Raw genomic sequence first — 25,792 nt, 5'->3', positions numbered from 1 at the left:
GTTTGAATGCTCTATCATGCGCCGACTTAATCTCCCGCGCCGCCCCCGTCGCCTACGCCGCACGGCAGCTATTCGCGAACTGGTCACCGAGACCGCTGTTACCACGGCGGACCTGGTGCACCCGCTCTTCGTTATCGATGGAGAGGGCACGCCGCAGGACATCGGCTCACTGCCGGGGCAGCAGCGTCTGTCTATTAAAGACCTCGTGAGCGAGTGCGAGGAGCTTCACCGTCTGGGGGTTCGTGGCGTTGCGCTGTTTCCGAGTATCGAGCCCGCGCTCAAGGATGCTGCCGGTAGCGAGGCGCTCAACCCGGAGACACTCGTGCTGCGCGCCATTCGCGCGGTGAAGCAGGCCGTGCCCGAGCTGTCTATCTTTACCGATATTGCGCTGGACCCGTACACCGACCACGGCCACGACGGTATCTTTAATAAAGAAGGCACCGATATGGATAACGACGGGACGGTCGAGATCCTGCGTCAAATGTCCGTGCTGTGTGCCGAGGCGGGGGCGGACTTCGTCGCCCCCAGCGACATGATGGATGGCCGTGTGGAGGCGATCCGCGAGTCTCTGGACGATGCCGGGCTGATCGAGACAGCGATCATGGCCTACTCGGCTAAATTTGCATCGGCCTACTACGGGCCTTTCCGCGATGCGGTGGGCAGCGCCTCTGCTGCCGGGACGAACCTGCTGGGCAAGCACACCTACCAGCTCAACCCGGCCAACCGCCGTGAGGCTCTGCTCGAAACCGAGCTGGACGAGCTGGAGGGTGCGGACGTGCTCATGGTCAAGCCCGCTGGACCGTACCTGGACATTATCCGTGAGCTTCGCGGTAACACTCATCTGCCGGTGGCCGCCTATCAGGTTTCCGGCGAGTATGCCCAGATCCACGCCGCCGCCCAGCTAGGCTGGCTCGATCTGGAAAGCTGCCGTGACGAGTCGCTGCTCTCGATCAAGCGTGCCGGAGCCGACATCATTTTCACCTATTTCGCCAAGGACGTCGCCCAGCGGTTGCAAAAAGCGTAGCCTGCGGGCTATTGCTCCAGCGGCATGAGGCGCAGGTAGCGGCGCAGGTACGGGTTGCCGTACTTGTCCTGATAGATGAGCACGACGTCTCCGCGCTTGAGGGCGGGAGAGCCGGAGAGGAGCTCATCGGTGAAGCCCTGAGTTACGACAAAGGCCTGGACGCCGTCGGCATCGAGCTGGGAGCGCCGGATCACCAGCAGGCCATCCTTGGGCATCTCCCAGTGGGTATTCTCGGGCATGATGGCGAGAAAGGTCTCGCGGTCTTCATTGCTGACGCGGCGGGTCGCGGTGATGTTTTTGAAGACGCCATCTTCCCCGAAGGAGAAGACCTGATAGCGGGCCGTCATCTGCGGGTCGTCCTCGACCGGATGGGTGAAGCGCTGAAAGGTCATTTCCCAGACACCGGTCAGCTCCTCTTTATAGGCAGGGCGGGTGTTGGCAGAAAACGCACCCGTCACATCCTGTGCATGAGCTGTGAGCCCGCCAATCAGGCTGACGGTCAGGATGAGCAAGAGGCTGCGGGTAGATCTGGATGCTTGGCTTAACACCATTCTCATACCGTAGTTGATCCCGGCTAAAAGGCAAGGATGGGGCTTAAGAGGCCGCCTCCCTTTACCGGCTGTTAAAGCCCGTTATTATAGGTCGGGCTGGCGGGGTTCATTGGATTCATCGGATTTTCCGGGCTGTCCGGATTTGCCGGGTTGTTCGGGTTCAGCGGGCTGTTCGGGTTGGCTGGATTGTTGGGGTTGTTAATGCCCCCAGGGTAGTCTGGACTCAGCGGGTCGCTGTGACTGCCGGAGCCCTCTAGCCAGTCTAGCTCCTCCGTATTTTGACAGCCGGAGAGAGCGGCAGAGATGAGTACCAAGAGTAAACAGAGATGCTTCAGATGTATCTTACTCATAAGCTAAGGGGGGGGCTTGTTGTTGCCGTTCAGCGATTCAATGCTTGTGCATGAGGGGCAGCGTGAAACGGAAAATCGTACCCTCTGAGCCGGTTTCGACCAGTTCGAGTTCGCCCCGGTGGGCCTTGAGGATCTGGCGGGAGATGGCCAGCCCGAGGCCCGTTCCCTGCGACTTGCCGGTGAGGAAGGACTCGAAAATGCGCTCCCGGATCGGGCCGGGGATGCCCCCGCCGGTATCCTTGAGGGTGACCGCGGCCAGAGGACGCTCCGGGGTGTCAATGACCTCCATGTGGATGCTGATGATGCCTCCACCGGGCATGGCCTCGACCGCGTTGATGACGAGGTTGAGGATGACCTGTTGGATCTGGCCCTTGTGGACCTCGACCATGAGCGGCTCGTTGGGTGTTTGATAGGCCAGGTGGACCTTGGACTGCTCAAGCTTCAGGCGCAGGAGGACGAGGCTGTCCTCGACGAGCTTTTTCAGGTCCTGCGGGGCGTGCATCTCGGAGCGGCTTTTACCAAAGTTGAGCACACGGCTGACAATTTCCTCCAACTGGACGATTTTCTCCCCGATCACGGCAACGTCCTGCTGGCGTGGGTCGGTCTGCGGGAATTGCAGGTCGAGCGCCTCGAAGAGCAGCTTGATCACGGTGAGCGGGTTGCGGATCTCGTGGGCGATCTCCGCAGCCAGCAGCCCGAGAGTGGTCAGGCGGTCATTACGGCGGAGGCTCTCCTCGGTGGCAAACACCCGCGCGTACAAGCGGGAGTTTTCCATGGCCACACCGCCGAGGGAGGCGAGGGTGGCGAAAAGACGTTTCTCGTCGTTGTTGAAGCGGTGGGAAATGTCGGTGTAGGCGTTGAGGACGCCAATCACTTCCTCGCCTACGACGATGGGCGTGCTGAGCATGGAGCGCAGCTTGTCCTGCTGCACGAAGCGCACGAAGTGGTGCTCCTCGGTGCGGGCCAGGTCGCCCACGCTGATCTGCTTGTTGCGCTTAAGGGCAACGCCGAGTGTGCTCTGCTCCAGATCAAGTGTCTCGCGGTAGTCGACTTCGCCCCCTGGCCCTTCAAGGGCCTCCATCTTGAGGGATTTCATGTCGTCGGAGAGCAGCATGATCGAGCAGTAGCGGCAGTCCATCAGGCGGCGTGCTTCCCGGGCAATGCCCTGAAGGAGGGTGGGCTGGTCGCGGGTGGCTACGAGCTGCTGCCCAGCGCTGATCAGGGCCTGAAGCTGGCCGGCTTTTTCCTTGAGCTGGTTGATGAGCCACAGGCGGCTGACGACCTTCGTGGCTTCGGAGGTGAGGAGGACCAGTAGCTTGAGATCCTCCTCGTCAAAGGCGGCGACCTGCTCGCTGTCCACATTGACGACGCCAACGGTGAGCCCCTGCAGGATCATGGGGGCGGCCATCTCGGAGCGGATGGAGGGCTTGAGGGTAATGTAGCGCGGGTCGAAGCGCACATCCTCGATCAGCACGGGCTGGCCATGCAGGGCGACCCAGCCGGTCACACCGCTGCCCAGCGCGAGCTTGATCTCCTCGGAGGACTTGGGCAGGCCACGGTAGACCTCGATCTCAAGGCGGTTGGTGTCGGGGTTGATCAGCGCAATGGATGCGCTGGTGGCCCCGAGTGTTTCCAGCAGGTTCTTGATTATGAGCTCCAGCGCTTCACGCGGGTCCTCAGTCTGGCTGACGAGGCTGCTGATCCGATAGAGTGAGTCGAGCACGGAGCGGTCTTCCTGAGCGGTCTTCAATGCGGGTTCAGCATGAGAGAAATCATGCGTGGGGCAATGCCAATTCCCGGGGCCAGTCTTGTCGGATGTCACCCGGCATCTCTCAGATCACCGCCTGGAAGTCTTCGCAGGAGATGATGCGGTTGAGCGTCTCGCGCAGCGCGACGAGACTGGATGTGTCCGACTTGTTCTCCGGGCTGATGCGCTCGATATAGAAGGTATCCAATGCGGCCGTCCGCTCGGTGGAGATACGCGCAAAAGTGATGTCGAACCCATGGTCGAAGATCGCCTTTGAGAGCTGATAGAGCAGACCGATGTGGTCATTGGTCTGGACCTCGACAATCGTACGGTGGAGGGAAAGCTCGTGGTAGATGTCAACGGTGGCCGGGATGGGCGCGCGCAGGCGCGAGTCTGTTTCGTACATCTTGGCGCGGCTGGCCTGGCGAGCCTTTTCCTGGATGCCGGTCATCAGGTCCTTGTTAGTCAGGAGGGCGTCGTTGAGCTCTTTCTCGAAAACTTCGCGTGCGTGTGGGTTGGTGACAACGCCGCCGGAGGGATCAACCACATAGAAGGTGTCGATCGTGATATGGTCACCACGGGAGATGGCCTTGGTGCTGAGAATGTTAACCCCTGCCACGGTGAGGGCACCGGCGAGCTTGTAAAAAAGTCCGGCCCGGTCCCAGGTCACGACATTGACGATGCTCATGCCCTGGTCGATGTCGTCTCTCCAGTCCACCATGGGCACGAGCGAGCCGACGGACTCGGCCTCGGTGATCTGGCCCAGAAGGTTGTTGATCATACGCAGGTGCAGCTCTATGTCGGCGGCACTGTTATGCAGGAAATATCGCTCCGGAAGGAGGTTGAAGTGGGCTTCGATCTGGTCCTCCGGGATGTCGGGTAAGCTGTCAGCAATGAGTTTTTTGTGTATCATCTCGATGTGTTCCCTGGTCTTGCGGGCCACGGCTTCCTCGTCGTGGAGAAGGTCGAGGCTCGCCCGATAGAGTGGGCGGTGGAGTGAGTCCTTGTATTCGTTCCAGAGGCTTTCGGCCGTCCCGCGTGCATCACAGTAGGTACAGACGAAAAGGTGTCGCAGCGCCTCCTCATTTTCCACCAACTCGGCAAACGATTCGATCGTCCTCGGGTCATCTACATCGAACCGCTGCCAGAATCGTGCCATTTCGAGATGATTTTTTATTATGAATAAAACTAACGGTCTGAACTTTTCGGAAACCCCCATGCGTTTGAGGATGGGTTTGGCCAGTGTTACTCCGCGATCGCAGTGATTTTCCACACCGTCGCTTTTGCCCAGATCGTGCAGCAGTAAAATCAGGTAAAGAAGGCCGGGTGTCTCGGCCTGGCGGATGGCCTCCCGGTAGGGGGCGACCAGCTCGCCTTCGCCCTCGAAGACCTTATCCAGCTCATGGATGGTGTTGAGCACATGGATGTCCGCTGTGTAGCGGTGGTAGAACTCATGCTGGACCAGACAGGTCAGCTCGCCGAACTCCGGGATGAAGCGCCCGAGTACGCCCAGCTCGTGCATGAGCGAAAGAGTGGGGTGGACCTGGCCGCGCTCCTGCAGGATGGAGCGAAAGGTGCGGTTGGGGGACTCGGCGTGGGTGATCCGGGGCGTGATGAGCTGCGTGGAGTTTGAGATGAGGCTCTGTAGCTCGATCTCCAGCTGGGCCCGGTGCTGCTGGCTGTAGCGGAATACGCGGATCAGGCGGTCCGGATCTTCCGTAAAGATTCCGTTGTGCTCGGCGCTGATGACGCCGTCGCGCAGGATAAAGCCGTCGAAGTGCTTCTGTCGGCTCATCTGGCGCGAGTGGATGACATCGCGCATGGTGAGCTTTTCCTTACCGGGCATACCGGTGATGGCGAGCCGCTGCTCCAGCAGGCGCGAGAGGGTATAGATACGGTTGGCGTGTGAGTAGTAGTCCCGCATGAACCACTCCACGCGGCGGAAGATGTTCTCGCGGCGGTAGCCCAGTGCCCAGGCGATGGAGGGCTGCTTTTCGAGGTTCAGCAGGTCGGTCGGTCGGACGCTCTCGAAGTGCAGCTCGTTGCGGACCCGCAACAGGAAATTGTACGCGTTCTCCAGGTGCTTGCGCTCCTGGGCGTTCAGGTAGTGGCGCCGCTCAAGGGCATCGAGGGAGCCTTCGCCCAGACGGACACGAGCCATCCAGAGGATGTTCTGGTAGTCGCGCAGCCCGCCCACACCGTTTTTGATGTCCGGCTCCTGCAAAAAGACCGTGCCGCCATATTTTTTGCGGCGCTCGGCCTGGTCCTCCAGACGCAGGCGTACGTAGGGGGTGGGGTCTTCGTGCTCGAGAAACTTGTTATACTCGCGGGTAAACTTGCTGAAGACCCGCTCGGAGCCGCAGATGAGGCGGGCCTCCAGCAGGGCGTTCTTGGACTGGTCCTCGACCTTGGCCTCCTCAAGCGTCTCCTTGATCGTGCGCGAGGAGTGGCCGACTTTCAGGTTGAGGTCCCACAGCGGATAGAGGATGTCGTTGGTGAGGGCCTCCTGGAGGGGCTTGATCTGGTCCTTGTTGACCCGCTTGGGGTAGAGGAACATCAGGTCGATGTCGCTGAACGGGCACAGCTCCTCACGGCCATAGCCACCGAGCGCGACGAGTGCCACCTCGCAGGGCAGCTTGCCGTGCTCGAGCTTGTAGGTCTCGGTCGCGTATTTGAAAAGCTGCTGCAGCAGCACATCGACCATCATGGAGCGGGCCTTGGCGACGCGCAGCCCCGAGTCCCCCTTGCGGTGGTAGCGCTGGAGCATCTCGCGCTCCAGTCGGGCGTACTCCTTGAGCTTGGGCAAACGCTCTCCAGCGCCGGAACCGGGTACAAACTGCAGACGCTTCTCGGCGTGCTGTCGGATGCGGCGGATGAGTGGATCTGGCGAGGTTGTGCTCAAAACCTGATTAATCACGCAGATGGCATGCCTGATTTCAACGGGGAAATCGTGCAGGCGCATAAATCTTGCCCTTTAGGTGGCTGAAGATTACTCATCTGGGGTCTCTCAACCTCTCTCACCTCTGCCAAGGATCACTCATGACACAGGTTCTCCTCACCGGATTCGGTGCCTGGGCCGGTAGCGATGCCAACCCCTCCGGCCTCGTCGCTCACGCCTTTGAAGGAAAAACGCTCGCCGGGGCGCAAGTCTCGGTGGTGACCCCGCCGAACTATTTTAAGGAGATGATCCCCTTTACCGCGGCGGAGATCGACCGGCTCAAGCCGGACGTCGTGATCATGATGGGGGAGTTTTGCGGGCGGGGGCTGATCACGGTCGAGCGCCTGGGCCAGAACCTGATCGACGCGACCCGCTACGGGATGGGGGATAGTGCGGGCGAGCGCCCCCAGGGTGAGCCCGTTGTGCCCGGTGGTCCCGCCGCCTACTACGCCACGCTCCCCATTCGCGCCATGGTCAAGGCCATGCGGGAGGCGGGCATCCCGGCAGACATTTCGGATACGGGCGGCACCTTTGGCTGTAACCTGCTCATGTACGGCGTGCTGCACCACATCGCGGTCAACAAGCTGCCTATCCGCGCCGGGTGGGTCCACTTGCCCTCGCTACCGGCCACTGCCGCACTCGACGAAAACCTCGGCCTGCCCAGCATGGCGCTGGAGACGCAAATCGCCGGGCTGGAGGCGGGTATCATCGCCGCCGTCGAGCACCCCACCGACATCGACGTACCGATCAAGTCGAACTTTCAGCTCTAGACGACTCTAGTCCCTGCGAAGCGACGGACGGTATTCGAAGCCCTCCAGCAGGTGTAACCTGTCCAAAAACCGCGCTTGCCCCAGAGCGGCTGGCGGGCACAATGGCCGGTTTCAATTTTTCGTAAGGAACAGAAAAGATGTCCGAGATTGCCAAAGCCTACGAACCGCAGGAAGTCGAAGCCCGGTGGGATGCCGCCTGGGAGGAAGCCAAGTGCTTCAAGGGAGTGTTGCCGGAGGATACCTCCGCCGTTGAGCCGCACTCGATCGTGATTCCGCCGCCGAATGTGACGGGCGTCCTGCACATGGGGCACATCCTGAACAACACCATCCAGGACATCCTCACGCGCCGCGCGCGCCAGCAGGGTAAGGCCGCCGTCTGGGTGCCCGGCACCGACCACGCCGGGATCGCCACGCAGGCCCGCGTCGAGCGCGAACTGCGCAAGGAGGGCAAGACTCGCCACGACCTCGGGCGCGAGAAATTTGTCGAAAAGGCCTGCGAATGGCGCGACGAGCACGGGGGCATTATTCTTAAGCAGCTGCGTAAGCTCGGAGCCTCCTGTGACTGGGGGCGCACCGTCCACACACTGGACGAGGGCTACAGCCGCGCCGTGCTGACGGCCTTTGTGGAGCTCTACCAAAAGGGCATGATCTACCGCGGCAAGCGCATGGTCAACTGGTGCCCGGTCAGCCTGACCGCCCTCTCCGACGAGGAGGTCATCATGAAGCCGCAGCAGGGCTTCCTCTACAAGATGCGCTATGAGATCGCCGAGCGCCCCGGCGAGTACGTCGAGATTTCCACCACCCGCCCCGAGACTATCATGGGCGATACCGGCGTGGCCATCCACCCCGAGGACGAGCGCTACAAGCACTTGCACGGGCTGCACGCGGTGCGGCCGTTCCCGCGCGCGGAGATCCCCTTCGTGCCGGACGAGCACGTGGACCGCGAGTTTGGGACCGGCGTGCTGAAGGTCACCCCTGCGCACGACCAGGCGGACTGGGACATCGGCAAGCGCCACAACCTGCCCGCGCCGATCGTCATCACCGCCGATGGTAAGGTGGACTGCCCCGAGGTACCCGAGCTGCACGGCAAGGACCGCTTTGAGGCGCGCAAGCTCGCCGTCAAGCTGCTGGAGGCTCAGGGCCTGCTCATCGAGGCCGAGAAGTACGAGAACAATGTCGGTTTCTCCGAGCGCGCCGATGTGCCGATCGAGCCGCGCCCGTCCGACCAGTGGTGGCTCAAGTACCCGAAGGTCGAAGAGGCCAAGGAGGCCGTCCGCTCCGGGGCGATCAAGTTTTACCCGCAACGCTGGGAAAAGGTTTACCTGCACTGGCTCGACAACATCCAGGACTGGTGCATCAGCCGCCAGCTGTGGTGGGGCCACCGCATCCCCGTGTGGTACAAGAAGGGCCTCGACCGCTCCAAGCTCACCGACGAAGACTTTCAAAACCCCGAGCTCGTCCACGTCTCCGTGGACGGCCCCGCCGACCCCGAAAACTGGGATCAGGAGGAGGACGTGCTCGACACCTGGGCCTCCAGCTGGCTGTGGCCGTTTGGGACTTTCGGCTGGCCGGAGGGTAGCGAGCTGCAAAAGAAGGAACTGGATTTCTGGTACCCGACCGCCGCGCTGGCGACGGGGCCGGATATTATTTTCTTCTGGGTGGCGCGCATGATTATGGCGGGTCTGGAGTTCATGGGCGATGTACCGTTCAAGACCGTGTACTTCAACGGCATCATCCGCGACGGCAAGGGCCGCAAGATGTCCAAGTCGCTCGGTAACTCGCCCGACCCGCTGGAGTTGATCGCCCTCTATGGCGCCGACTCGATGCGCCTCGGCATGCTCATGATCGCCCCCAAGGGCCAGGACGTGCTCTTCGACTTCACCACCGATCCGCAGACCGGCGCGGTCACCGAGTGCCCGCCGCTGCAGCAGGGCCGCAACTTCTGCAACAAGCTCTGGAACGCCTGCCGCTTCCGCCTCATGCAACAGGAGGAGGGGGCATCCGCGGCTGGTTCGTTGGAGGACATTATTGCTCGCCTCGAGCCGGCGAAGTTTGATGCAGACGACCACGCCATCCTTGGCTCGCTGGTCGAAACGCTCGACGCCTACGACAAGGACCTGTCCGCGTACGAGTTCAACGCCGTCACGCAGCAGATTTACAAATTCTTCTGGTCGGACTTCTGCGACTGGTACGTCGAGGTCTCCAAGACCAAGATGCAGGACCCCGAGCTGAAGGCCAACTGCCTCGCCATCCAGGACCTGTGCCTGCGCCAGCTGCTGCTCATGCTCTACCCGCTGACGCCGTTCATCACTGAACAGCTCTGGCACGACATGGGTTACGCGGCAGGCGAAGATGACTTCATCCAGAACTATGCTCCCGGTACCGGCACGGAACTGAAGGCCAAGCTCCTCTCTGCTAACGTCACGCTCGATCAGAGCGCGATGGAGGAGGTCGAGGCGCTGCGTGACTTCGTGCAAAAGGCACGCGCCCTCAAGGCCCAGTACAACCTCGCCGCCAAGCGCGACGTGACCTTCTACATCGTCGGCGACGCAGCCAACCGCACGGTGGTTGAGAGCCACGGTGAGAAGCTCAAGCGCCTCGTCGGGGCAGCTGGTATCGAGCCGCGCGATGATGTGCAGGATGCTCCGGCCTCCGTCACGGCGCTCGGCACGCTCTATCTGGATTTGGCCAGCAGTGTGGACACCGAGGCCGAGAAGAAGCGTCTGGGTAAGGAGCTGGAAAAGCTCGCGGGTGCCATCCGTGGCGCAGAGGCGAAGCTCGGGAACGAGAAGTTCACCGGTAAGGCTCCTGCCGAAGTGGTCGAGGGCGTCCGCCAGACTTTAGCTGAAAACAAAGCCAAGGCCGCCGAGCTTGAGCGCCTGATGGCCTCCTTCGGGTGAGTCGGCGCGCAGGGCACGGTAGCGCAGGACAATGAGGGGCGCTCGCCCCTACAGCTCCTGGATGAGTACCTCTTGCAGTCCAGCCAGAAAGATGTAGCAGGCGTAGACCTGCTGCAGCTCGATGCTCATTTCGTCAAAGTCCAGTTCGCCCTCTTCGAGCTGCTCGTCCCCGTAGGGCTTGAGGAACAGCTGCTGGATCTTCAGGCGGACGGCTGAGCAGGCTCGCAAGACGCTGAGCGCGGCCTCTTCTGAGAGCACGACCTTATCCTGCCCGAGGCCGGAGTCGTTCAGCAGCAGCATGAGCTGCGCGCAGTCGTCGCGGACGGTCTCCAGCAGACCTTCCCGCCAGGCTTCCATCAGGTCTTCATCATCGGGGTCGGGACCATCTGCCTGCACGGCGAGCTGCACGCCGACATGGCGAGTGAAGCCCTCCACGAGGTCGCGGAAGGTAGTAAGGAAGATGGGACTGACGTGCAGATGGATTTCAGGCATGGTGCGGGACGTAGCGTGTCAGGCTATGAATACTGAAAGCAGATCATGCCCGATGGCAAGGCTCAGCCGGAGTTGAGCAGTCGCCGGGCCAGAGTGGGGGCGTTTTACTCGCCCTCGTCGCGCTGGAGGCAGGCACTGAGCTGCCACTCCTGAAGCTGGTAGACGTAGGACTCGGCCTGCTCGCGCTCCCCGGACCACAGGACTGAGCGCCCGAGCTCATGGACTTCGAGCATGTGCTTGCGGGCCTTTTCCAGATCGTATCCGAAGACACGCCGGAAGACCATGACGACATACTCCATGAGGTTGACCGGGTCGTTACGCACGATGACCAGCCATGGCAACTCTACCTCAGTTTCCGTCTGGGTAACTGGTGCGGCGAGTGGATTTGTCGGGTCGGCCATAAGTGTATCGTGGCGAGTGTTGCAGCCACTTTCATCACTCTACGGGCACCCCGTGGCCCCGCAAGTCAGAAGCCGAAATTCCCCCTCCGCTGCCGTTTATTCGGAAGGGATCAGACCTTACGCTTGCCGAGGTAGGCGCGGAGAAGTTTTGCAAAGCTCTCCAGCTCTTTTTCCAAGGCGGGCATAAGGGTCACGATGGTCTCGGACTCAGAGTTGAGCGCGGCCAGCTCCAGGCTTTCCGCCAGTTTGCTCAGGCGGCGGGCCTGGAAAATCAAGGCACCCCCTTTGATGCTGTGGGCGAGGTGATTGATCTCCGGGAACTCGCCCTTCTGCCAGGCGTGCTGGAGTCGGTCCCAGTCCGTGCGGTAATTTTGTAGAAAGATCTCAGCGGCCGAGTGGAGGTCTTCCCGATCCTCGGGGGAGAGCTCCTGAAAGAGTTGGTCCAGATCGCAAGCCTGCGAGGGCGCACACTGGTCGGCATCGTTCGCGGTCTGCCCGAGGCCGTTTGCGATGGAGTTAAACACCGCCTGGAGCTTGGCCGCGCGGAAGGGTTTGGCGATGTAGGCATCCATGCCCGCCTCCAGGCACAGGGCCTCGTCACTGGACATGGCCCGTGCTGTCATGGCAACGATTACGGTGCGTGAGCCACGGTGTTTCTCCAGATCGCGGATTCGCCGGGTGGCCTCGATGCCGTCCATTTCGGGCATCTGCACGTCCATGAGAACGAGGTCAAAGCGCACGGCCTGGCAGGCTTCGACAGCGAGCCGTCCATTTTCCACCAGGGTGACGTCGTGCCCCATCTTTTTCAGCCGTCGGAGGGTGACCTCCTGATTGATCGGGTTATCCTCGGCCAGCAGGATGCGCATGGGCTTCATGGCACTCTCGGTCTGCGGCTGCTGCTGCAGTTGGGTGCTGACCGAGCGCGAGGGATGCTGACGCATCGGGGTCGAGAGCTCGAAAAGCTCAAGCAGGGCCTCCAGTAATACGGATTGCTTGATGGGCTTGCTCAGGAAACGCTGGATGCCGAGCTTTGTGGCGCGTCGGGTCTCGTCCTGATTGAGCGAGGAGGACAGCAGGACGATCTTAGCACCGGCCAGCTGCTGGCGGTTGACGATCAGCCCGGCGACTTCGAGCCCGCTCAGGTGTGGCATCTGCTGGTCGAGCAGGATGAGCTGGTAGGGCTTACCGATCTCGACTGCGCGCTCCAGCATTTCGAGTGCTTGCAGGCCGCCCTGAGCTTCCTGGGCATCGAGCCCCCAGTTCTTGCACAGCTCCGAGAGGATGGTGCGATTGGTCTGGTGGTCGTCGATGATCAGGACGCGCATCCCCTGCAGCTTTTTCAACTGCTTACGGGGGACGCTATCGCGGCGCTTGAAGGTCTGGAAAGGAATCTCCACCGTGAAGGCCGAGCCTTTGTCCAGGCAGCTGTCCACGCTGATCATGCCGCCCATCATCTCCGCCAGCTGGCGGCAGATGGACAGGCCCAGCCCGGTGCCCCCGTACTTACGGGTGGTCGAAGAGTCTGCCTGGGTGAAGCTGTCAAAGATCGCGTCTTTGCGGCAATCGGGGATGCCGATGCCCGTGTCGGCTACGGTGAAGCTGAGGCGTGACAAGCCGTCCTCTTCTCCCGTCGGCTGAGCCGAGACTACGATCTCGCCCTCGTCGGTGAACTTGACCGCATTGCTGATCAGGTTACTGAGGATCTGGCGGAAGCGGGTGGGGTCGCCGCGCACATGGGCGGGCAGGTCGGGGCTGATCTGGAGTGCCAGCTCGATGCCCTTCTCGCGGGTCTGGGCGACGAACTGGTCGAGGCACTCCTCCATGAGCGTGACCAGATTGAAATTGATCTCCTCAAGCTCAAGCTGCCCGGACTCGATCTTCGAGAAGTCGAGCAGGTCGTTGATGAGGGAGAGCAGGGTGTTGCTGCAATTAACGATGGTCTGGACGTACTTCTCCTGCTCGGGGCCCAGGTCGGAATCGAGCGAAAGCTCGGCCATCCCGATGATGCCGTTGATCGGGGTGCGGATCTCGTGGCTCATGTTCGCCAGGAAGTCGCTCTTGGCGCGGCTGGCCTGCTCGGCGCGGGTCATGGCCTCGCGCAGCTTGCGCTCCTGCTCGACGGAGTCGGAGATATTGCGGCTCACGCAGACGACGCCGAGGCGCTTGTTGTTGCTGTCGAAGACCGGCATCTTCGTAGACTGCAGCCAGAGGCCCGGCCCGTCCTTGAGCTGGAAATAGCTGACGTTGTTAATGATCGGCTGCAGGCTGGTCAGCACCTCGTGGTCCACCTCCTCGGAGGCGATGGCGGTCTTCTCGTTGACGAAGTCCGAGAGCTTGCGCCCGATCTCGTAGCCGGGGTGGGGGGTGCGGATCAGCCGCTGAAAGGCGCGGTTGGCGATGATGAAGTGCCCGCGGATGTCCTGGAAGTACACGTAGTCCAGGGTGTGATCCATCAGGATCTGGAGCAGGCGCAGCTCGCTCTGGCTGCCGAGGACGATCTGGTCGTTGATGACCGGGTTCTCCATCACGATGACCCAGAGCAGGTCCGCATCGTCAGGGTCCTGCTCGACCATGACCTCGAAAATCAGCTTCTCCTGCTCGTCGATGAGCTGCCACTTACCATGGCTGGCGCGTCCCGGGATGGTACATGCCAACTCCTCGGCCACGCTGTTTCCGCCGCCTACGCACTCGAAAAGTTCCGGTACGGATGGGCCGTTTCTGAGGGGGTATGAGGCGTTCAGCAGGCGCTGAAAATGGCGGTTGGCATAGACGATCTCCCCTGAACGCTGGCACAGCAAGTACGGCCAAGGCATAACCTTGGATAGTCCAGCGAGTTTGCGTTCATCAAATAGGCCCATGCCTTGAGCTATTTTTCTAGGATTTATACCCTACTTATCGTAATACATCAAATGCCCTTAAGCCTTTTTCTTGCCATTTTCTGGAAGGAAAACCCTTCTAGTAAAACTGCTCATAAAGCTAATTAATCGCAATTTATGGAGAAGCCAAACGATTCCAGTAAAAAGAAGGCGCCTAAGTCGTGGCCCATGCGTTACATTGTGATAGCAATAGTCATTTTTATGGTGGGTTTCAATCTATATTTGCTCCTCGCAAACTAGATGACTGCTCACTAGAGGCTTAGGTCCCTAAAAAATTCCGGCCCGAGGCCTTTTTTTTCAACTATTGTCCGGCCAGAACCACTTTGTAGTTGGCTACGATCACGCCGCTCGTGAGCGCGCCCATGATACCGATCCCGGCCTGATCATTACCGATCGCGTACAGACCCTGAATCGGGGTCGAACCATCAAAAGTTTTTACACTGCCGCCGTAGATGCCGCCGTTGAGGTGGCTGGTGTAGTCCACCACGGTTTTGGGGCTGAGAGACTCATGGTGGAGGACCGGCTCGTCCAGCAGCGCCGGGAAGCGCTTGGTCAGTTCGTTGAGCATCTTTTCTTCCAGCAGGAGCTTTTCGCGCCGGTAGCCTTCCTCATCCAGGCCGAGCCAGAGCGAGCCTTTCTGGAAGCACCCGATCTTCAGATGGTGCGCATCAGGCGTGTCGGTAAAAAGGTAGTTGTCGGACGCTGCGAGCGTGAGGTGCAGGTACTCCTGACGGCCCTCAGGGGCACGCCAGTGAAACTCCGGCTCCAGGCAGACCATGAGCAGGGTGCGGTCAACGCCGAGCTCGTCCAGCGGGCGGTTCATGGCCACGACCGTTTCAAAGACGGACAGATCGCCGCTTTTGCCCCAGGCTTGCCCGGCCAGCTGCCCGGTTTCGGCCAGACCGGCGGAGGAGAGGCAGGCGTCGGCCTCGATCTGAGTGCCATCGGCCAACTCGACCCCACGGAAAGCTCCATCCTCGGTCACGATCCGGGCCACGCGGCGTCGGGTTTTCAAGGTGCCGCCCAGCGATTTAAAGCGGGCAATCAGCAGGTCGAGGACGTGCTTGATGTCGGGCGGTGAGCCACAGCCCTCCAGAAAGATCGACCGGAAGACCGTGCCGTAGGTGGCGGCGTCGATCTGCCCCTCACGGTAGCCGCCGTAGATGTAGACGGGCAGCTCCAGCAGGTCGATCAGCAGGGGGTCGGAAAAGTATCCGTCTAAAAGCTCCCGGCTGCCTGCGCGCTGGAGCTCGGCGGGGTCGCGGGGTGTCTTCAGGTCCGCACAGAAGCGGTCAAAGGCGTCGATCTCATCAGGGAATTTATCCCGGATCGAGCTGCGGAGCAGCTCCAGGTCGTTACCGAAGAGCAGCTCCCCCTGCGGCATTTGCAGGGCGGAGGGGTGCTTGGGCGGGACGAGCCGGAAGTCCGCCGGATCGATGCCGAGATTACGGCAGATCAGCCCAAAGCCCCAACGGCGGTTCTTCGCGTTGAAGTTGGTGACCGTGTGCAGCCCGCTGTTGTAGAGATTCCCCTTGCCGCGGAAGTAGTACGAGTTGAGCCCACCGGGCAGCGTGTGGGCCTCCAGAATGAGCACGCGCTGCTGGAACTGGGCCAGCCGAATGCCCGCGGAGAGTCCGGCAAAGCCCGCGCCGATAATGATCGTGTCGTATCGCTCAGCCAAGCGCTGGTTCCGATTGGGGGATATAAACGTGAAACTCCCGTCATGCGGCCTGGTGGCCGCTTAACGGGAGGCGGGGGAAAGCGCGACTAGGCCTTCAGAGCCGCGAATTTCGGCTCAAGGTAGTCAGCGCAGCTGTCGAGGGAGGCCAGCTTTGGGTACTCCTCTTCGGGCACTTCGATGCCATGCTGCTTGCGCAGCTCCATCACGATGTCGAGAAAGTCCATGGAATCCAGGTCGAGCTGGTCGCGCAGACGCACGTCAGGCTTGACGTCCGAGAGATCCTCGTCGGGCGCGATTTCAGCGATAATATCCAGCACGATCTGCTTGATTTCGTCTTTGGTCATGTTCCTTGGTCAATTTACTGGGTGGCCGCAACTCGTTTGATAATGAGGGCGGAGTTGATACCGAGCATACCGAAAGAGTTGTTCAGGATGCTGTCAACCCTGCCGATTTTTTTCGGCTCGTTCAGGACCAGCGTGGGAAATTCGCATGCCGGGTCAAGATTATCCACATTGATCGTGGGATGGACGACGCCGTCCTCGAAGGCAGGCAGGTTTCCGGCCAGCTCAAGTGCCCCGGCAGCGCCCATGGCGTGTCCGATAAAGCTTTTGGTGTTGTTAACCCAAGTGTTTTCACATCCCCCGAAGACCTCGCGGACCGCCGTCATTTCCTGGATGTCACCCATTTTTGTGGCGGTGGCGTGGGTGTTAACGATGGAGATGTCCCCCGGCTCCATCCCGGCGCGTGCGAGCGCGGAGCGCATGCACTGGGCCTGACGTTCGGGGTTGGGCAGAACGGCGTCGGTAGCGTCGGAGTTGATGCACCAACCGGCGATTTCACCGTAAATCTTTGCGCCGCGGGCCTGCGCATCCTCCAGCCGCTCAACGGTGTAGATGCAGCCGCCTTCGGAGACCACGATACCATTGCGGTCCTGGTCAAAGGGGCGGGAGGCCTTGTTGGGGTCCTCATTGACGGCGAGGGCGCCCTGGTTTTTAAACCCGGCGAAAATCCCGAATGTGTGGATGCTCTCGCTGATGCCGCCTGCCAGGGCGAGGTCGCACTCACCGAGCATGAGCATCTGGGCGGCCTGGATGAGGCCGGCGTTGCCGGCGGCGCAGGCGGCACCGATGGTGTAGTGCGGTCCGGTGATGCCGAGATTCAGCGTGACTTCCCCGGCGGGGTTATTGGCCACGGTGCGGGGGTTGTGGTGGTGCGTCCAGAACTTCGTGTCGTAGTCGAACTGCGAGATGTTGAAGATCTCGTTCTCGGTCTCTACGTTGCCGTGCTCGGTGATGCCGAGGTAGACGCCGACGCGGCTCTTGTCCAGGCTCTCCAGATCCAGGCCGCTGTCAGCAATGGCTTCGCGGGCGCAGTAGATCGAGACGCTGCCAGCGCGGGTGCCGTTGCGTAGCTCCTTGCGCTTCTGGTACTTGAGCGGATCAAAGTCGCACACCCCGGCGTGCACCTGGCCCATGTGGCGGATGTCGATGTTCTGCAGGCGGGCGACGCCGCCAAGAAGGTTCTGCCGGAACTCGGCCAGGGTATTGCCATTGGGGGCGGTCAGCCCCAGGCCGGTGATAACAATGCGGGTGCTCTTGTGCATGGAAAAGATGGGAAACCGCCCAGATTAACCAAAATCGCCCCGGCGTGAAGACCAAAGTGCAGGGCAAGCCCTGCAGGCCGGATGCTTCATCGCTGGGCGGGGCTATGCCCCTTGTATGAGAGCTGGTGTGTTTACAGGCCCTTCAGGCAGGCGTCGACGGTTTCACTCAAGGAGCCGGTGGCCAGACAGATCGCGAAGTCGCAGGCCCCGTAGTAGAGGCGGATGCGGTCCTGATCGTAGTCGGCGATGGCTCCACAGGGGAAGACCGTGTTGTCGCAGTTGCCGTGCTGTTCCCAGGGCTCCTCGGGCATGAGCAGGTAGCTGTTGGTCTTGCCGATGACTTTCCACGGCTCGTCCAGGTCGAGCAGCATGGCCCCGATATAGTAGTAGGTGCCGCCCGCAGGAGTGAAGACACCGTGGATGATGTCGAGCCAGCCGTGCTCCGTCTTGATGGGCGGGGTGGGGCCGATCTTCTGCACGTTCCAGAAGCGGTAACCGGCTGCCAGCACGGGCTTGAACTCGCCCCAGTGGACGAGGTCCGGCGAAGCGCTGATCCAGATGTCGCCGTCGCCGCCGTCACCCCCGCCGGGGCGGTCGAGCTTGTAGTACTTGCCGTTGATCTTCTCCGGGAAAAGCGAGGCGCCGCGGTTTTTCGGCTGTGTGATGATCTCGATGCGCTCGTAGGAGACAAAGTCCTGTGTGCGGCCGAGCATGCCGACCGGGGCATCGTAGCCGTTTACCATCACGGGGGTGATGATGTAGTACCAGTCGTCGATCTTGGTGACGCGGTTGTCGATAAAGTGGTGGTAGCGCTCCCAGGGCTCACCGACCGCCTGTGTGTCGATGAAGTTCTTTTCGGAGAGCTCGAAGTTGATCCCGTCCTTGGAGCGGGCGACGCGGGTCTGCCCTACATCGCGGCCGAAGCCATGGGTGGCGGCGTGCTCGACCACGGAGACAAGCAGGACTGTTTCGTCACCGACTTGGACCGGGGCCGGGTTGTAGATCTGGGCCTTGCCGGGGAAGTCCTTGATGTGCAGGAGGGGGCCACCTTCGTGGCGCTTGAAGATACGGGTAGCGTCTTTCATTGCGTTGGTTTGGTCCGGGAAACCGATTCGTTTGCAGTCGTAATGGCAATGGAAAAACCCACGACAGATACTCTCACAGTTAAGTTCAGCCCGCTTATTTTATTGGAACTGTTCAAGTGGGCGCGCGAACGCGGCTCCCCGATCAAGGAGCGAGATATGTCGGCAGCCGTTAATGCTGCCAAGCCGCCGGTGAGGTTTACTTATACAAGGGCGGTTTGGCCAGTGCCAGCTCGGCCCGGTGACCGCGCAGCTCAACCCGCAGCGGAGCCTGCGCTCCGGCCTCTAGCAGGGCCGAGCCGATGGGCTTGCTCAGGACCGGGGACATGGTGCCGGAGAGGACCTTGCCGACTTCCTTATTGGTCGCATCGAGGACCGGGGTGCCTTCGCGGGCGATGCGGCGACCTTCCAGGGTGAAAAACTTAACCCCGGCCAGCGCCTTGTCGGCGGCCTGAGCGGCGAGAGGTTCACGCCCGCTGAAGCGCTCTTTGTCGAGCTTGACCGCCCAGCCAAGCCCGGCCATGACGGGGGAAATCTCCGCGCTCAGCTCGTGGCCGTAGAGGGGGTAGCCCGCTTCCAGACGGAGGCTGTCGCGGGCACCCAGCCCGCACCACTGCGCCCCGAAACTCTCTCCGGTCGCGGTCAGCAGCTCCGCGAGGGCGACGGCGTCCTGGGCCGCGCACATGATCTCGACCCCGTCCTCACCGGTGTAGCCGGTTCGGCAGATGCGGCAGTTGATCTCGCCGAGGGTGGTCTGAATGTGCCGGAAGCGTCCGGGGAGTTTGAGCTCCGGAGCAAGGGATTGTACGAGGGCGGTGGCCTTGGGGCCTTGTACGGCGATGAGCCCGGTGTCGTCGGAAATATTTGTCAGCGTCACCGCGTAGCTGGGAGCCAGCTCCTCGAAGCGGGCGAAGTCCTTGTCGATGTTCGAGGCGTTGACCACGACGATAAAGTCCTCCTCGCTTTCGCGGTAGACGATGAGGTCGTCGATCGTGCCGCCATCCTCGGCGCAGAGGGGGGAGTACACGGCCTTACCCGCAGGGGTGCCAGCGATGCGGTTGGTCAGGGCCTCGTCGAGGAATTTCTCGGCCTCTGGCCCGCTCACAACAAACTCGCCCATGTGGCACACGTCGAAGAACCCGCAGGCCTGGCGCACGGCGAGGTGCTCCTCTATGATCCCGGCATAGCTGACGGGCATTTCCCAGCCGGCAAAGGGCACGCAACGTGCTCCCAGTTTCTTGTGAAAATCAATGAGCGGAGTCTGCTTCAGGTCGGACATGGCAAGTGTGTGTCAGTGTTGTGGCCCAGCCGCTGGGCAAAGGCAAAGTCGGATTTCAGTTTTCTCGCTTCCCGGCTCCTGCGCAGCGTCCGCATCGTTCGTTCTCATCTCCGACGGCAAAAATATTTCGTTGCCGCCCGGAGGCTTACGCAAACGCCGCCCGCTCTGCGCAGAATAGGGTTGCTATCACCCATGCTGGAGATTGTCTGATTGTCAGACAATCCTGAAACCGCTCTTTTCCTTTTTCCATGGCCAAAACTGACCGCGAACACGCCCGCGACTACATCCCCGCCTCCGAAGCCGACATTCAGGGAATGTTGGAATCTGTTGGAGCCAAAGACCTTGCCGACCTTTTTCGGCACATTTCTACGGATGTGAAATTCTCCGGCCCGCTGCTGCTTCCCGAGGCCGAGGCCCACGAGAACCTGCTCGACCGCCTGGGTGAGCTGGCCGACATGAACCTGATCCGCGAGTCGTACATTGGGGACGGGCTGCCGCAGTTTCGCCAGATGCCGATTGTGGCCGAGGTCAGTGCGATCCGTAACCTGACCACCGCCTACACGCCCTACCAGCCGGAGCGCAGCCAGGGAACCCTGCTTTGCCACTGGATTTATCAATGCTTGATGCGGATGCTGACCGGCTTTGAGGCCGTCAACGCCTCCCTCTATGACCGCTCGACCGCGCTCTTTGAGGCTGCCTGTGCGGCCATCCGCCTGAAGCGCAAGAGCAGCGTGGTCATCGTCTCCGAGGCCATTTATCCCGGCGACCGTGAGGTGCTGGAAACCCTCGCCGCCGACACCGAAGTCGAAATCCGCTGGGCTCCGCGCAGTGTGCAGACCGGTGCCCTCGACATCGAAGCCCTGAAAAGCCTTGTCGCCGAGACCGGTGAAGCGCTGGCCGGGATTGCCTTCCCGCAGGTCAATGATCTGGGCCTCCTGGAGGATGTGGACGCGCTGACCGACCTGGCCCACGAGGCCGGGGTGCTCGCCATTGCCATGATCGACCCGATGCTGCTGGGCACGAGTGGCCTGAAGCCTCCGACGGCCTTTGGCGAGACCGGGGCGGATATCGTAGTAGGCGAGGCCCAGCATTTGGCGCTGGCTCCGAACTTCGGCGGACCCGGTCTGGGGCTGTTCGCCGTGCGCCACAACAGCGAGATTTCCAACCACGTGCGTGCGACGCCGGGCCGCTACGTGGGCAAGGGCCGCGACGGCGAGGGGCGTGACTGCCGCGTGGCTGTCATGTCCACCCGCGAGCAACACATCCGCAAGGACAAGGCGACCTCGAACATTTGCTCCAATCAGGCCTTTATCGCCACGGTGGCCGGTGCCTCCGTGCTGGAGCGCGGTGAAGAGGGGATGGCCGAGGCTGCTTCGGCTGCCCGCGAACGTGCCCGCGAAGCCGCCCGCGCACTCTGCGCGCTGGAGGGGGTGGAGCTGCTTTACCCGGAGAGCCCATTCTATAACGAGTTTACGCTCAAGCTCGACCGCCCCGTGCAGGATGTGCTCCGTGCTGGTCGCGAGGCCGGGCTGCACCTGGGCGTGGATGCCAGCCGCCGCGTCAAGGGTGGGCAGAATCTGCTCAAACTTTCCTTCTCGGACATCCACGCCGGGATCACAAATCTGGTGGCGTTCTTCGAGTCGCAGTTTGGCCCGGCTAAAAAGTCGGTCGAGCTTCCCGACGTCCCCGCCTCCGCGCTGCGCGAAGGTGCCGTTGGCCTGCCCAGCTTTGGCTACGATGAGGTGCTCGCTTACTATAAAAAGCTCGGCGCTCTCAACGTCAGCCCCGATGACAGCCCGTACCCGCTGGGCTCGTGCACGATGAAGTACAACCCCTTCGTCAACGACGAGGCCGCCTCGCTGCCGGGCTTTACCCAGGCGCACCCGCAGGCCCCCATCGACGATGTGCAGGGCTGCCTCAAGCTGCTCTTTGAGATTCAGGAATGGTTCAAGGGTATCACCGGTCTGGCCGGGCTCACCACGCAGCCGCTGGCCGGTGCGCAGGGCGAGCTGGTCGGCTTAAAGCTGTTTCAGGCCTACCACCGCGACCACTCCGACCACCGCCGCGATGTCATCCTGATCCCCCGTTCGGCCCACGGGACGAACTTTGCCACCGCCGCCATGGCGGGCTACACGCCGCGCCCCGGTGTGACCCCCAAGGGTGGAATCGTGCTGCTGGAGGCCGGAGACGACGGCCAGATCGACCTGGCCCAGCTCGACGAGGTCATCGGCACCTACGGCGAGCGTATCGCCGGGGTCATGATTACCAACCCGAACACCAGTGGCATCTTCGAGACGCATTTTAAAACTATCGCCGACAAGATCCACGCCATTGGCGGACTAGTTTACATGGACGGAGCAAACATGAACGCCATCGCCGGCTGGGTAAACCTCGGGGCGATGGGCGTGGACGCCGTCCACAACAACCTGCACAAGACCTGGACGATCCCGCACGGTGGAGGGGGTCCGGGTGATGCGATTGTCGCCGTCAGTGGACGTCTGCTGCCGTACCTGCCGGGCCATCAGGTCGAGTGCGCGCCCGATGGTCGCTACGCGCCGGTCAAGGCCCCGCGTTCGATCGGTTCTTTCCATCGGCACTGGGGGAACTTCGGCCACAAGATCCGCTGCTACACCTACCTGCTGCGGCTCGGTGGCGAGGGCATCCGCCGTATGTCGGCTACCGCCGTGCTGGCGGCCCGCTACCTCTTTGAGCGCACCCGTGGCCAGTACGCCACTCTGCCCGCCGGGACCGGAGAGCTGCCTCGCATGCACGAGTTTATCCTCACGCTCACGGCGGAGGACTTCGCCACGGTGGAGGCTGCCGGTGTCGCGAAGACATCGATCATGCCCAGCCTCGGCAAGCTCTTCCTGGACTTTGGCTTCCACGCGCCAACCGTCGCCTGGCCGGAAATGCTCGGTATCATGTTTGAGCCGACCGAGAGCTATACGCGCGCCGAGCTCGACCGTCTGGCCGACGCCACGCTGGCCATTCTGGAGCTGGTTCGCGAACAGCCCGAGTTGCTCAAGCGCGCTCCGTTGACGACGCCTACCGGGCGCATCGACGAGGTGGCCGCCAACCGCGACCTGTGCATCAGTGAGCCCCTGACCGAGCTGCCGCAGACGCCCGCCGTACGCATCCCGCTGGAGGAAATCGCCGAGACCCCCATCCCGGAAATCGCCGAGCGCTTGCGCGGTACCTTCGCGGCACTGGGCGCGTGATGATGGGGGCTGCGCGCCCCCAAACCTCGCGGTAGGCAAAGCCTGCACCTGTGATCCTGCGGATCACTGATGGTGCCATGAGGTGACCCCATGTGACACTGGGGTGAGTGATTTACTCAAACGTGCGAGGTAGGCTGACGGCCACTTCGGCGTTTTCAGTCACGCGGACTCGATGGTATTCAGGCTGGCCGCTGTCAAGACAGGCAAAGGTCGTCTCAAATACCAGCTTACGCCCATCCTGCTCGATAAGGGTCCACTCCACCGGGACCTCGTCCCACTCGGTGCTTCCCAGGCTGGTCTTACGCTCGATGACGAAGCCCATTTCCGGGTAAATAACGTCGCGGGTTAAGGTGCAGCGCATGCTGAGCTGGCCTTCGTCGTTGATGAATGGTTTGAAGACCGGAGAGAAATCTTCGGAAGGGCGATTGCCCCGGCCCGCGAGAGCTTTTTCCAGCAAGGCTCCACCCGCATGCAGGGCGGGGTCCCGCCCGGCTGCTTCATCGGTATTGCAGTAAACGTAAAGCGACGGCTCGACCAGTTCGTAGCTGGTGAGCGCGGTGTCCGTGCCGTCAAAGGAGGCAATGCCGTCCAGATCATCGGTCTCGGGGAGAACATCGCCGTTCATCGAAATGAGGAAGGTCCCGATGTTGGTCGGGATTTCACTTGTGCGGTACGGGCCCCAGCGCACGGTGTGCTGCTGTGCATTGACGGTTCCTGTTGTGATCTCGTTCAGGCTGATCACGCTCAGGCCCCCATCGCCCTCTGGCAGGGCAACCCAACCCTCCGGCAGTGACAGCTCAATGGCGCAGGCTGTGGCCCCTTCCGGCAGATCGAAGTTGCACAGCACGCGGGTAGCGGTCCAGTCGACTATGGTTCCCCCGATAGCAGTGAAATTCAGATTGTTCCACACAGAGTCCCAATCGGTGGTCTCAGCGTAAACACCTTGGTACGAGCCGGAGCTGTTGGGGTCGGTATTCGTGTTGGTCGTGTAGTCCCCATCGTACTCCCAGTAGATCCAGGCGGTGCGGGTGACGAAGTCGATCGGGATCAGTCCGCCATGCTCGGGCCAGTCCTCACCGGCTTGCCAGGCGGCGCAGTAGGCGTCGAATTCCTCATCGCTGACATGGTGGTCGGCCGGGTTGTTATCGGCGGGCAGGTAAGCGCCGCTGCTGGTTGAGTTCGTATCGTCGGAGGGGGCCTCTTCGTCGTTTGAGCCAATGACGAAAATGAGGTGACCTCCTTCCACTTTAAGGTAGCCTTCTCCCTCAGAATAAGTGAACCAAACCGATCCGTCTGCGTATGTTTCCGGAGGTATCCAGGTCCCGGTTTCTTCGTCCCAGACCCAGCCAAGTTCCTCAAGGTCGATATTCAGTGCTACATCTGGGCCTAATACATAGTCAGATGCGGTGACTGTTCCACCAGAGAATTCCATCTCGGCTCCGGAATAGGTAAAGTCGGCCCGCAGAGAGACGGACAGGGGAACTGCTAATGCAAGCAGGCAGAGGAGGAGACGGCGCATGCTCTAACTATTACAACATGTGCCCCTGACCTGAAGCTAAAAAATGTTACAAAAAGAGGTTTTTGGCCGCGGTCCTGAGATGGGCGAAGTCCTCATTGCTGCTTCAGCCGGAGTCGGATCAAACGCCGGGCGTTTGTTAGGCGCGGCCGGGCTCGAAGGCCTCGATGATCTTTTTCATGTCCACGTTGTCCATCACCAGGTTGTTGATGATGGGGATTTTGTCGTGGTCCTGCGGCTGAGTTTTGACCGTCATGGAGTTGATCCGTGAGGCGACCGCGTAGCTCTCCTCGCTGCAGATAACCGTCGGGATATTCGTGCGGGCGAGCATCTCCATCAGCTTGGGATGAGGGAGGATGTTGCGGGTCAGCACGATGCCCGAGACCACTTTTTTGCCGGAGAGTCCGGCGCTGGCAATGGCTGAGAAAATAATGTCGTCGCGGTCACCGGGGGTGATGATTAGCACGCCCGGCTGCAGGTAGTCGATGACGCCCTTGGCGGTCATAGCACCGATAACCACACGCAGGATGCGCTCGTTGGCGGCCTGTTCGCGACCGTTGAGCCAGCGGCCACCGATCTCGTCCACGATCTGGGAAAGGTTTGGAGCGGCGAGACGCTTTTGCAGCGGCAGCACGCCCAGCAGCGGCACTCCGAGACGCTTGAGTCCGGCCCCGGCATATTCGCGGATGAGGTCGATCTTGTCGGGCATGACCTTGTTCAGGATCGCTCCGATGACCTCGACGCCGTACTTGTCGAAGAGGGCCTTGTTGATGGCGACTTCGTCCACGGGGCGGCCAATCCCGCCCTGAGAGACGATGATGGCCTTGGCGCCCATGAGCTTGGCCACCTGCGCGTTGGACATGTCAAAGACTGCGCCTACGCCGGCGTGCCCGCTGCCCTCGATGATGACGTAGTCCTTCTCGTAGGCAGTGCGGTCAAAGGCGCGGCTCATCTTGTCCACGATGACTTTGAGGGAGTCGTCGGGGTCCTTCAGGTAGCGGCGGGTAAAGGTGCCGTCGATGGCGACCGGGCTCATGGCCATGAGCGGCAGGCCGACATGGAAAATGCTCTCCAGCAGGACGGAGTCCTCGTCCACCTTTTGCCCCTCGACCTCGATGAAGCGCTGGCCCACCGGCTTGATGAATCCGACCCGGTCGGAGAACTGCCGCAGCGCGGCGAAAAGACCCAGGCAGGTCGTGGTCTTACCGTCGTTCTGGCGGGTGGCCGCGACAAAGATACGCTTGGTGCTCTTGTTGCGCGGGCGCGCGAGCAGCTCGGTTTCGTCGGGTTCCACGAAGGGGGAGTGGGTCATTTTCTTCTTGGCCATGGCAGAATAGTTGGAGAGTCGTCTGTGCCCGCAGCGG

The 25,792-nt window shown here is 61.5% G+C and carries 18 protein-coding genes; 4 read left to right on the top strand and 14 right to left on the bottom strand.

Annotation, left to right across the window (positions count from 1 at the left end; translation table 11 throughout):
- Window positions 1–16: 16 nt before the first annotated feature.
- Entirely contained in the window at window positions 17–1,024 is a 1,008-nt protein-coding gene (gene hemB / locus K0V07_RS00900) for a porphobilinogen synthase (protein ID WP_220622651.1), read from the top strand.
- Window positions 1,025–1,032: 8 nt separating this feature from the next.
- Here hemB and K0V07_RS00895 read toward each other — a convergent pair whose 3' ends face one another.
- From K0V07_RS00895 to glnD, 4 genes are all read right to left on the bottom strand, one after another.
- The gene (locus K0V07_RS00895) at window positions 1,033–1,536 is read right to left on the bottom strand and encodes a hypothetical protein (RefSeq protein ID WP_220622650.1); all 504 of its coding nucleotides are present in this window, start codon (window positions 1,534–1,536) and stop codon (window positions 1,033–1,035) included.
- Window positions 1,537–1,646: 110 nt separating this feature from the next.
- Window positions 1,647–1,925, bottom strand: a complete 279-nt coding sequence (locus K0V07_RS00890) for a hypothetical protein (protein WP_220622649.1) — start codon at window positions 1,923–1,925, stop codon at window positions 1,647–1,649.
- A gap of 37 nt (window positions 1,926–1,962) precedes the next feature.
- On the bottom strand, window positions 1,963–3,675 hold the full coding sequence (locus tag K0V07_RS00885) for a GAF domain-containing protein (protein ID WP_220622648.1): 1,713 nt from the start codon (window positions 3,673–3,675) through the stop codon (window positions 1,963–1,965).
- A gap of 82 nt (window positions 3,676–3,757) precedes the next feature.
- Window positions 3,758–6,634: a [protein-PII] uridylyltransferase gene (gene glnD, locus K0V07_RS00880; protein ID WP_220622647.1), complete on the bottom strand. Its 2,877-nt coding sequence runs from the start codon at window positions 6,632–6,634 to the stop codon at window positions 3,758–3,760.
- A 77-nt stretch (window positions 6,635–6,711) separates the two neighbouring features.
- Between glnD and pcp the strand changes: the two genes are divergently transcribed.
- Together pcp and K0V07_RS00870 are read left to right on the top strand one after the other, a co-directional pair.
- Window positions 6,712–7,380 (top strand): pyroglutamyl-peptidase I, encoded by a 669-nt coding sequence (gene pcp / locus K0V07_RS00875; RefSeq protein ID WP_220622646.1) that lies wholly within the window; start codon window positions 6,712–6,714, stop codon window positions 7,378–7,380.
- A gap of 137 nt (window positions 7,381–7,517) precedes the next feature.
- Window positions 7,518–10,280 carry a valine--tRNA ligase gene (locus tag K0V07_RS00870; protein ID WP_220622645.1) on the top strand — a complete coding sequence of 921 codons (2,763 nt, stop codon included), beginning with the start codon at window positions 7,518–7,520 and terminating at the stop codon, window positions 10,278–10,280.
- A 48-nt stretch (window positions 10,281–10,328) separates the two neighbouring features.
- Here K0V07_RS00870 and K0V07_RS00865 read toward each other — a convergent pair whose 3' ends face one another.
- The 8 genes from K0V07_RS00865 to gcvT all read right to left on the bottom strand — a co-directional run bounded on the left by K0V07_RS00865 (window position 10,329) and on the right by gcvT (window position 19,694).
- Complete coding sequence (locus K0V07_RS00865; protein ID WP_220622644.1) at window positions 10,329–10,772, bottom strand: hypothetical protein; 444 nt, start codon at window positions 10,770–10,772, stop codon at window positions 10,329–10,331.
- A gap of 104 nt (window positions 10,773–10,876) precedes the next feature.
- Window positions 10,877–11,173 (bottom strand): ATP-dependent Clp protease adapter ClpS, encoded by a 297-nt coding sequence (gene clpS / locus K0V07_RS00860; protein WP_220622643.1) that lies wholly within the window; start codon window positions 11,171–11,173, stop codon window positions 10,877–10,879.
- Window positions 11,174–11,283: 110 nt separating this feature from the next.
- Window positions 11,284–13,986 (bottom strand): response regulator, encoded by a 2,703-nt coding sequence (locus tag K0V07_RS00855; RefSeq protein ID WP_220622642.1) that lies wholly within the window; start codon window positions 13,984–13,986, stop codon window positions 11,284–11,286.
- A gap of 364 nt (window positions 13,987–14,350) precedes the next feature.
- Window positions 14,351–15,730 (bottom strand): FAD-dependent oxidoreductase, encoded by a 1,380-nt coding sequence (locus K0V07_RS00850; RefSeq protein WP_220622641.1) that lies wholly within the window; start codon window positions 15,728–15,730, stop codon window positions 14,351–14,353.
- Between the two features lie 86 nt (window positions 15,731–15,816).
- On the bottom strand, window positions 15,817–16,074 hold the full coding sequence (locus K0V07_RS00845) for a phosphopantetheine-binding protein (RefSeq protein WP_220622640.1): 258 nt from the start codon (window positions 16,072–16,074) through the stop codon (window positions 15,817–15,819).
- Window positions 16,075–16,088: 14 nt separating this feature from the next.
- The gene (locus K0V07_RS00840) at window positions 16,089–17,333 is read right to left on the bottom strand and encodes a beta-ketoacyl-[acyl-carrier-protein] synthase family protein (protein WP_220622639.1); all 1,245 of its coding nucleotides are present in this window, start codon (window positions 17,331–17,333) and stop codon (window positions 16,089–16,091) included.
- Between the two features lie 131 nt (window positions 17,334–17,464).
- The gene (locus tag K0V07_RS00835) at window positions 17,465–18,418 is read right to left on the bottom strand and encodes a glycoside hydrolase family 130 protein (RefSeq protein ID WP_220622638.1); all 954 of its coding nucleotides are present in this window, start codon (window positions 18,416–18,418) and stop codon (window positions 17,465–17,467) included.
- 196 nt (window positions 18,419–18,614) lie between these two features.
- Entirely contained in the window at window positions 18,615–19,694 is a 1,080-nt protein-coding gene (gene gcvT / locus K0V07_RS00830; protein ID WP_220622637.1) for a glycine cleavage system aminomethyltransferase GcvT, read from the bottom strand.
- A gap of 248 nt (window positions 19,695–19,942) precedes the next feature.
- Between gcvT and gcvPB the strand changes: the two genes are divergently transcribed.
- Window positions 19,943–22,912 carry an aminomethyl-transferring glycine dehydrogenase subunit GcvPB gene (gene gcvPB / locus K0V07_RS00825; RefSeq protein WP_220622636.1) on the top strand — a complete coding sequence of 990 codons (2,970 nt, stop codon included), beginning with the start codon at window positions 19,943–19,945 and terminating at the stop codon, window positions 22,910–22,912.
- Between the two features lie 112 nt (window positions 22,913–23,024).
- Here the strand turns inward: gcvPB and K0V07_RS00820 are convergent, their stop codons facing one another.
- Both K0V07_RS00820 and K0V07_RS00815 read right to left on the bottom strand, forming a co-directional pair.
- Window positions 23,025–24,431 carry a hypothetical protein gene (locus K0V07_RS00820; RefSeq protein ID WP_220622635.1) on the bottom strand — a complete coding sequence of 469 codons (1,407 nt, stop codon included), beginning with the start codon at window positions 24,429–24,431 and terminating at the stop codon, window positions 23,025–23,027.
- Window positions 24,432–24,567: 136 nt separating this feature from the next.
- On the bottom strand, window positions 24,568–25,755 hold the full coding sequence (locus K0V07_RS00815; protein WP_255568056.1) for an AAA family ATPase: 1,188 nt from the start codon (window positions 25,753–25,755) through the stop codon (window positions 24,568–24,570).
- Window positions 25,756–25,792: the final 37 nt, after the last annotated feature.

It is taken from the genome of Ruficoccus sp. ZRK36 (assembly GCF_019603315.1).
Classification (GTDB): Bacteria; Verrucomicrobiota; Verrucomicrobiia; order Opitutales; family Cerasicoccaceae; genus Ruficoccus.
Note: the sequence above shows the minus strand (reverse complement) of the source record. Positions and strands in the feature narration are given on the sequence as shown.

Coding starts and splice junctions, on each gene's coding strand:
- hemB (WP_220622651.1), top strand. CDS start 17: ATGCGCCGACTTAATCTCCCGCGCCGCCCCCGTCGCCTACGCCGCACG.
- K0V07_RS00890 (WP_220622649.1), bottom strand. CDS start 1,925: ATGAGTAAGATACATCTGAAGCATCTCTGTTTACTCTTGGTACTCATC.
- glnD (WP_220622647.1), bottom strand. CDS start 6,634: ATGCGCCTGCACGATTTCCCCGTTGAAATCAGGCATGCCATCTGCGTG.
- pcp (WP_220622646.1), top strand. CDS start 6,712: ATGACACAGGTTCTCCTCACCGGATTCGGTGCCTGGGCCGGTAGCGAT.
- K0V07_RS00870 (WP_220622645.1), top strand. CDS start 7,518: ATGTCCGAGATTGCCAAAGCCTACGAACCGCAGGAAGTCGAAGCCCGG.
- K0V07_RS00865 (WP_220622644.1), bottom strand. CDS start 10,772: ATGCCTGAAATCCATCTGCACGTCAGTCCCATCTTCCTTACTACCTTC.
- clpS (WP_220622643.1), bottom strand. CDS start 11,173: ATGGCCGACCCGACAAATCCACTCGCCGCACCAGTTACCCAGACGGAA.
- K0V07_RS00855 (WP_220622642.1), bottom strand. CDS start 13,986: ATGCCTTGGCCGTACTTGCTGTGCCAGCGTTCAGGGGAGATCGTCTAT.
- K0V07_RS00845 (WP_220622640.1), bottom strand. CDS start 16,074: ATGACCAAAGACGAAATCAAGCAGATCGTGCTGGATATTATCGCTGAA.
- K0V07_RS00840 (WP_220622639.1), bottom strand. CDS start 17,333: ATGCACAAGAGCACCCGCATTGTTATCACCGGCCTGGGGCTGACCGCC.
- K0V07_RS00835 (WP_220622638.1), bottom strand. CDS start 18,418: ATGAAAGACGCTACCCGTATCTTCAAGCGCCACGAAGGTGGCCCCCTC.
- gcvT (WP_220622637.1), bottom strand. CDS start 19,694: ATGTCCGACCTGAAGCAGACTCCGCTCATTGATTTTCACAAGAAACTG.
- gcvPB (WP_220622636.1), top strand. CDS start 19,943: ATGGCCAAAACTGACCGCGAACACGCCCGCGACTACATCCCCGCCTCC.
- K0V07_RS00820 (WP_220622635.1), bottom strand. CDS start 24,431: ATGCGCCGTCTCCTCCTCTGCCTGCTTGCATTAGCAGTTCCCCTGTCC.
- K0V07_RS00815 (WP_255568056.1), bottom strand. CDS start 25,755: ATGGCCAAGAAGAAAATGACCCACTCCCCCTTCGTGGAACCCGACGAA.